Source organism: Enhygromyxa salina, from assembly GCF_000737335.2.
Classification (GTDB): Bacteria; Myxococcota_A; Polyangia; order Nannocystales; family Nannocystaceae; genus Plesiocystis; species Plesiocystis salina_C.
The window spans coordinates 144,585-151,327 of sequence record NZ_JMCC02000015.1 but is presented as its reverse complement, the minus strand read 5'-3'; the positions used below and the strand labels follow the sequence as shown (position 1 = coordinate 151,327).

Here is a 6,743-nt window from a genome sequence, read left to right as displayed (position 1 = left end):
CGAGCGACCCGACACCCGGCTCGCCGAGCGACCCAGCGGCGACCGAGCCAAGCGACCTGACACCCGACGAGCCAAGCGACCCAGCGGCGACCGAGCCAAGCGACGCGGCGGAGGCCGCGTCGGGCGACGAGGCGCCGGCCGGTTCGAGCGAGGCGGGTGATGTCCCCGCGTCCGACTCGAAGCGCGAGCAGGCTCAGAAGTTGGCGCGCGAGGCGACACCCGACCACGCGGGCGAGGCGGCGCCTGACCCAGCGCAGGAGCCAGCGCAGGAGCCAGCGCAGGAGGAAGACCAGTGAGCTGGTACCTGCGCACGCTCGCGTTCGGGGTCGTCGCCGCGGCGATCAGCCTTGGCCTGATCGCCGCCCGGCTCGGCGAGGGGGTCCGTCACGTGATCTTCGGGCAGCCGCTGTGGCTGTTGCTGCTGCTGGTCCCGCTGGTCGCCATGGCCCTGCGCGCCTGGCTCGCGCCGCGGCCCGCGACGATGCACTTCACCCGCAAGCGCAGCCTGGATCGGATCGGCCGCGGGTTTGCGACCTACCTGGCCGACCTCCCCGACGGCCTGCGACTCGGGGCGGTGTTCCTCTTGGTGGTCGCCTGCGCGCGGCCGCAGTCGACCCGGCTGAGCGAGCGGATCGAGCACGAGGGCATCGACATTGCGATCGCGCTGGATCTCTCGGAGTCGATGAAGAACGACGACCTTCGCCCAGATCGCCTGACGGCGGCGAAGCTGGTCATCGACGACTTCGTGGCCCGCCGCCGCGATGATCGGGTCGCGCTGGTCGTGTTTGGCAGCAACGCCTCGACGATCGCCCCGCTGACCATGGATCACGGCGTGCTGCGCAACCTGATCGCGCAGCTGCGGCTGGGCGTGATCGACGGGACCCAGACGGCGATTGGCGCCGGCCTGGGGGTCGCGCTCAACCGCCTGGAAGACTCCCCCGCGGCCAGCAAGATCATCGTGTTGCTGACCGACGGGGTCCACAACGCCGACGGGATCGACCCGGACTCGGTCGCGCAAAAGGCCGCCGAGCGCGGGGTGATCATCTACACGGTGCTGATGGGTCGCCAAGCCAGCGGCGCGGCCAGCATCGATCCCGGCCAGCTCGAGCGGCTGGCCAGCGCGACCGGTGGCTACGCGTACCTGGCCGAAGACGTTGGCGAGCTGCAGACCAGCTTTCAGGATCTACTCAACAAGCTCGAGCGGTCCGAGATCGAGGGCGAGCAGATCCGCGCTGAGCTATTTGGCTGGTTGCTGTGGCCGGTGTTGTTGCTGCTGGGGCTCGACATCGGGCTGCGCACCACCCGGCTTCGGAGGTTCCCATGAGTTTCGGAGCGCGGCTTTTGTTGGCCCGCATGTGGGTCGAGGACGAGACCGGGGCCAACCTCGCCGAGCTGGTGTTTGCCAAGCTTGGCTACGCGTGGCTGGGGCTGTTGGTCCCGCTCGCGATCGGGGCGTACCTGTGGGCGGCTCGCCAGCGTCGGCAGGCGGTCGAGCGGCTGGGCAACCCGATCTTGCTCGCGCGTCTGCTGGCAACGGTGGATCCAGGCAAGCGACTGATCCGCGCGCTGCTGACGGTGCTGGCGCTCGCGGCGATCGTGCTGGGCATGATGCGGATGCAGTACGGCGGCAAGGCCAAGGTCCTGCCCACCCGCGGCCTCGATATCGTGCTGGCGGTCGACTACAGCAAGTCGATGCTGGCCCAGGACGTGTACCCCAGCCGCAGCGAGCGGCTGGAGGCCGAGCTGACCCGGTTCCTCGATGAGTCGGGCCGTCGGGGCGATCGGGTGGGGGTTGTGGTGTTCGCGGGCGCGACCCGGGCGTTCCCGCTGACCTCCGACATGGGCGTGCTCTCGCTGTTCTTGAGCCACGCGGATCCACGCTTCGAGAACCCAGGCGGGACCGCGATCGGCAAGGCGCTCGACAAGTCGATCGAGCTGCTGGTCGCCGTTCGGCGCGACGGTGCTGGGGGGGAGCCCGACGAGCCCGCGCTGTTGCCGGGTCAAGAAGAAGATCCCGCGGTCGTCGAGCAGGCCGATCAGATCATCATCTTGCTGACCGACGGCGAGGACACCCTCGGGCGCCCGCTCGAGCTGGCCCAGAAGGCCGCGCAGCTGGGGATCCGCATCTACCCGGTCGGGATCGGCTCGACCTCGGGTGAGCCGATCATGCGCTACGACGAGAACGGCGAGCCAACCGGCTACGCGACCGACGCGGAGGGCAAGCCACAGATGACCCGGCTCGACGCCGAGACGCTGAAGGGCTTGGCCAAGGCGACCAAGGGCGAGTACGTGCACGTGGACGCCGAGCGGTTTGGCCTCGACGAGGTCCGCGGGCTCGTTGAAGGTCTGTCCGCCGCCCAGCGCGAGCAATCGATCGAGATCCACCGCGAGGAGGGCTTCTTGTTCTTCCTGATCCCAGCGGTGCTGCTGTTGTGCGGGGCCCTGGCGATCGGAGATCGCCGCCGCCCGCCGGCCGCCCAAGCACGCGACGCGCACCTCGTGGGCGCCAGCGCCACCACCCCCAAGCTCGAGGAGGCAAGCTCATGAGGGTCCACGCGTTCGCCTTGCTCGCCGCTGTCGGGCTGTTTGGGATCGGCAATCAAGACGAGCCCGGCTGGCTGTCAACGGCGCTCGCCAACACCGACCCAGACGTTGACGCGGCGATCGAGGCGTACGAGGCGGGCGAGCTCGACAGCGCGGCCGAGCGGCTCGACGCCGCGGTCGCGCGACGGGGTGAGCGGGCGGAGCTCTACTACGATCGTGGCCTGGTGCTGCTCGCACAGGGCGACCAAGACGCAGCGCGAGCCGCCTTCGAGCACGGGACCGAGTCGAGCGAGATCCAGGTCCGCGCCTCCTCGCACTACGAGCTGGGCAACCTCGCGATGGCGGCCGAGGACTGGGAGCTGGCGATCAGCGCCTACATCGAGTGCCTGCGGGCGCTGCCCGACCACGACAACGCCAAGTGGAACCTCGAGCTCGCTCTGCAGCGCAAGCGCGAGCAAGAGGAAAAAGACAAGCAAGAGCAAGAAGAGCAGGACAAGCAGGACCAAGAAGACAAGCAGGACGGCGAAGACGGCGAGCAGGGCGAGGACGGCGAGCAAGACAAAGAGCCCGGCGAAGACGGCGAGCAAGAGCAGGACGAGCAGGACAAAGAGCCTGGCGAGGACGGCGAGCAAGACCAGCAAGAGCCCGAGCAGCCCGAGCAAGAACCTGGCGAGGACGGCGAGCAAGAGCAAGACGAGCAGGAGCAGGAGCAGCCCGAGCCCAAGCCTGGCGAGCAGCAAGAGGCGCAGCCGCAGCCGATCGAGTCCGGTGACCTCGACTCCGCGCTCGACGAGCTCGATCGCCAAGACGCGTTCATGTTCGGTCGGCCTCGCGGGTCAAAGCGCGAAGTGGAGAAAGACTGGTAATGCGCCCGCCGATCGACCGCCGTCGCTTCTTGGGCACGGCCGCCGCAGGCGTGGCCGCGCTGGCGGTGGTCGGTGTCCCGGCGCTCGCCCGCGCCGCCGAGGTCGAGGTCCAGGTCACCCTCGGTCGCGCGCAGATCGAGGTTGGCCAGTCCGTGTACCTGCAGGTCGAGGTCTCGACCGAGGGTCAAGCGATCCCGGCCCCGCGCTTCGTCGGCTTGGACCAGGTCGCGGTCACGTCGCGCGGGACCTCGTCGGGGCTGTCGGTCGAGTACAGCGGCGGGCGCTCGGTCCGGCGCTCGACCAAGACCTTCACCTACGTGCTGACCCCCCGGACCGCTGGCGAGCACCCGATCAAGGTCGAGCTCGAGATCGCCGGTCAGGTCTACCGGCCCGCGACCACCCCCAAGCTGATCGCAACCGGTGACGACTACGAGCCCGAGCTCGAGCACGACAAGGCCAGCGACGCGCCAGACACCCCCGACGCCGAGGTCATCGTGTGGCCCGTGGTCGACAAGGCCACCGCGTACGTCGGCGAGCAGATCATCTACGAGCTGCAGATCTGGGAGCGGGCCCGCGGCAACCTCACGATCGCCGCGGCGCCGACCTTCAAGGATTTCTGGTCCGAGGATCTGCAGACCCCCGAGCAGCAACAGCAGCAGCGCCGCAACACCCAGCAGCGAATGGTCGGTGGCGTGCCCTATCGCGTGCACGAGACCATGCGCCGGGCCCTGTTTCCGCAGAAGGCGGGGACCTTGACGATCGGCGGGCCCGAGGTCCAGCTGCAGGAGCTCAGCGGGCCGTTCTTTGGCGGCAGCGGCCCACCACAGAGCTACATGGGTCGCGGCTTGGCGATCGAGGTCCGGCCGCTCCCGACCGCGGATCGGCCCACGGGGTTTCGGCCCAACAGCGTCGGGCAGTTTCGGATCAGCGCCGAGGTCGACCGCGCCGAGGTCATCCAGGGTGAGGCCGTCCGGCTGTCGCTGCGCATCTCGGGGACCGGCAACATCGCCCTGATCGAGCTACCCGAGCCGCCGCCGATGCAGGGCATGCGCAGCTACGAGCCGAAGCCCGAGACCCCCAAGTTCGAGCTGGGCAAGGCCAAGCTGCAAGGCTCGCGGGTCTACACGATGCTGGTCATCGCCGACGAGGCGGGCGAGCTGGAGATCCCCGCGTTCGAGCTGCCCTACTTCGATCCCGAGGCTGGCGAGTATCGGGTCGCCAAGAGCAAGCCGATCAAGCTCGCGGTCGAGGCCGACCCCGACGCGACACCAAGCGCCGAGCCGGTCGCCAAGCGCGACGACGACAGCAACCGCGGCGACGACGAGCTGCTCGCGCCAGCGATCGCGAGCGACACCCTGCCCCGGGTCACGCCGCGCGAGCGCTGGCTGACGCCCAAGCGCTGGTGGTTGGCCAGCCTCAGCGCGCCCGCCGTGTTGGGTCTGGGCTGGCTCGGCACCCGGCTGCGCGCGCGCTTTGGCCCCGACGACGACGCCCGCGCGCGCAACCAGGAGCTGGCGCGCCGCCGTGCGCTGCTCAACGAAGCCAACGCCGCGGTCGACAGCGGCGAAGGGTTCTACCCCAGCCTCGCTTCGCTCTTGCAGGCCGCCGCCGTCCTGCGCGCCGGGCCTGACGGTGTTGGGCTGACGCGCGAGCGCCTCATGGCGCTGCTCGACGCGCGCGGGGTCGCAGCAGAAGAGGTCGCGCAGCTGCGCGAGCTGCTCGACGCCTGCGACGCCGCTCGGTTTGGGGCCGGCAGCGGCGAGGTCGCGCAGCGACGCGAGCACCTCGAGCGCGCGCGGGCGTTGCTCGGACGTCGCAGCTGGAGGCGCGCATGAGCGCACGATCTGCGAAGCGTGGGTTGCCGGCGCTGGGTCTGGCGCTGGGTCTGTCACTTGGATGGTCGGCCCCCGCGCGCGCGGACGTGGTCGACGACGCCTACGCCGCAGGCAGCCAGGCCGCCACCGCCAACGACTGGGCTGGCGCGATCGAGCACTGGCAGCGCGCGCTCGAGCTGCTGCCGGGTCGCTCCGCCCAGCTCGACTACGATCTTGGCACCGCGTACGCGCAGCTGGGCGAGCTCGGTCGCGCGACCTATCACTTCGAGCGGGCGCTGCAGCCCGAGGCGCGCCCCAGCGTCGAGGTTGCCGAAGCGGCGCGCCGCAACCGGGGCATCGTTCGCCGCCAAGCCGAGGTTCAGGCCGAGGTCAACGACGCGAGGATCTCCCGCCCGCCAAGCTGGTGGGATCTCGTCGTCGGCGTGCTCGCGGGCCAAGCGCTGGCGTGGATCAGCTTGGTCAGCGCGTGGCTCTTGGTCGGCACGGTGGTCGTGCGTCGCTGGCGGGCTCGCAAGGGAGCCAGCGAGACCCGCGGCATTGGGGGCGCGCTGGTCCTCGTGTTTGCGTTGGTGTTTGGCATGGGCGGTGGCCTCCACGCGCTTGCGATCAGCGCCGACGCAGATCACCCAGACGCAGTCGTGCTCGACGCCGTCGTCGACGTTCGTGAGGGTCCCGGCGCGCATCTACCCGTCGCGTTCACGATGCAAGGTGGTTCACACGTACGCGTGCTCGACCAACGTTCCGGGTGGCTGCGCGTGCGGCTGCCTGGCGGTCTAGAGGGCTGGGTCGCTGTCGACTCGATCGCGCGGCTTTACCAACCGCCCCAGCGAACGCGCACCAACGCGGTCCCAGCTGCCAAACTGAATTAGTGCCTCGGTGAACCAGCCCTCGCCCGAGCTGAAAACAGTTCGCTGCCCACGGTGAACCGGACTAGCGGGCGAGAAGCCCTCGCCCGAGCTGTCCCACATCCGTCCACATGCCATTTGGACCAATCAGACCTTCGCTTGGCGCCCGCGCGCCAGACAAGAGCAAGCCAGCCGCGCAGGATCGAGCCACAAAAATGCCGTGGCGCCCTTGCGGCCCTGGCGATACTCTACGAGACGGTGCTGTCGGTGGTCGCAACGAAGATCCGAACTGCCCGGGACTGTTCGTCGAACACGTCCACGGTCGGCCGGATCTACGAGGGCTACCTGCTGTCCACCCCGGTCGTGGGTCGGGGCATGGTGTTGTTTCGGGATCCCAATGGCCGACGCATGGTCACGACGTCGGTCCGTCGCGTGCTGACAACCTCCGACGAAGAGGTGCTCTACGTCGAGACCGAAAATAGCGTGTACCGCCTGCGGATCCGATCCAGCCAGCCCGCAGCCGCCATTGCCGGCTGAGGCGTTCGCCAAGCGAATCGAGCCCCAGAGTTCGCTGCCCACGGTGAACCAGTCGAGGAAGGCGTCCGCAAGCGGGCGAGAAGCCCTCGCCCGAGCTGAAAACAGATGCTCGCTCG

General features: G+C 69.4%; 6 protein-coding genes and 1 pseudogene. All 7 read left to right on the top strand.

What is annotated here, in order from left to right; translation table 11 throughout:
- Nucleotides 1-296: pseudogene (locus tag DB30_RS08145) on the top strand (hypothetical protein); the annotation flags it as partial.
- Nucleotides 293-1,324, top strand: coding sequence for a VWA domain-containing protein (locus tag DB30_RS08140; protein WP_052547500.1), 1,032 nt, complete (start codon nt 293-295; stop codon nt 1,322-1,324). The pseudogene DB30_RS08145 and the gene DB30_RS08140, both read left to right, overlap by 4 nt.
- Nucleotides 1,321-2,547 (top strand): vWA domain-containing protein, encoded by a 1,227-nt coding sequence (locus DB30_RS08135; RefSeq protein WP_146658279.1) that lies wholly within the window; start codon nt 1,321-1,323, stop codon nt 2,545-2,547. Before DB30_RS08140 ends, DB30_RS08135 begins: the two co-directional genes overlap by 4 nt.
- Entirely contained in the window at nt 2,544-3,410 is an 867-nt protein-coding gene (locus DB30_RS08130) for a tetratricopeptide repeat protein (RefSeq protein ID WP_052547498.1), read from the top strand. The genes DB30_RS08135 and DB30_RS08130 overlap by 4 nt, the downstream gene beginning before the upstream one ends.
- A complete protein-coding gene (locus tag DB30_RS08125; protein ID WP_052547497.1) occupies nt 3,410-5,245 on the top strand; it encodes a BatD family protein in 1,836 nt (611 codons plus the stop codon). Before DB30_RS08130 ends, DB30_RS08125 begins: the two co-directional genes overlap by 1 nt.
- On the top strand, nt 5,242-6,114 hold the full coding sequence (locus DB30_RS08120) for an SH3 domain-containing protein (protein WP_146658278.1): 873 nt from the start codon (nt 5,242-5,244) through the stop codon (nt 6,112-6,114). The genes DB30_RS08125 and DB30_RS08120 overlap by 4 nt, the downstream gene beginning before the upstream one ends.
- Before the next feature lie 234 nt (nt 6,115-6,348).
- A complete protein-coding gene (locus DB30_RS08115; RefSeq protein ID WP_052547495.1) occupies nt 6,349-6,627 on the top strand; it encodes a hypothetical protein in 279 nt (92 codons plus the stop codon).
- Nucleotides 6,628-6,743: the final 116 nt, after the last annotated feature.

Coding starts and splice junctions, on each gene's coding strand:
- DB30_RS08135 (WP_146658279.1), top strand. CDS start 1,321: ATGAGTTTCGGAGCGCGGCTTTTGTTGGCCCGCATGTGGGTCGAGGAC.
- DB30_RS08130 (WP_052547498.1), top strand. CDS start 2,544: ATGAGGGTCCACGCGTTCGCCTTGCTCGCCGCTGTCGGGCTGTTTGGG.
- DB30_RS08125 (WP_052547497.1), top strand. CDS start 3,410: ATGCGCCCGCCGATCGACCGCCGTCGCTTCTTGGGCACGGCCGCCGCA.
- DB30_RS08120 (WP_146658278.1), top strand. CDS start 5,242: ATGAGCGCACGATCTGCGAAGCGTGGGTTGCCGGCGCTGGGTCTGGCG.